This window comes from Neisseria sp. P0021.S007, assembly GCF_051956855.1.
The window spans coordinates 1-630 of record NZ_JBQCXA010000695.1; the positions used below are offsets into that span (position 1 = coordinate 1).

1 pseudogene is annotated in these 630 nt (G+C 53.3%); it reads right to left on the reverse strand.

Going from position 1 to position 630, the window contains the following annotated elements:
• Positions 1-630, reverse strand: a pseudogene (locus ACTHUR_RS15430) (ribonucleotide-diphosphate reductase subunit alpha); the annotation flags it as partial.

Here is a 630-nt window from a genome sequence, read left to right on the forward strand (position 1 = left end):
CTTCAAAGGTGCGGTGGGTCAGGCCGAGGGCGGAGTCGTCGCTGTAACGTACGCCGTTTTTTGCCAGATAGTAGGCGTAGTTGATTACGCCGATGCCGAGTGTGCGGCGGTTCATGGTTGCGGTGCGTGCTGCTGCAACCGGATAGTCTTGATAATCCAGCAGGGCATCAAGTGCGCGTACGGTCAAATCGGCAAGCTCTTCCAGTTCGTCCAAGTTGTTCAATGCGCCCAAGTTGAAGGCGGATAAGGTACACAAGGCGATTTCGCCTTCTGCATCGTTGATGTTGTCCAGCGGTTTGGTCGGCAGGGCGATTTCCATGCACAAGTTGGACTGATGAACAGGCGCAACGCGCGGATCAAATGGGCTGTGCGTGTTGCAGTGGTCAACGTTTTGGATGTAGATACGACCGGTACCGGCACGTTCCTGCATCAGGGTAGAGAACAATTCTGTTGCCGGCAAAGTATGTTTGCGGATGTTTGGATCTTGCTCGTATTGAGTGTAGAGGCGTTCAAACTCGTCTTGGTCGGCGAAGAAGGCATCATACAAACCCGGAACTTCATTCGGCGAGAACAGGGTAATATTGCCGCCTTTAATCAAGCGGGTGTACAGCAGGCGGTTGATTTGTACGC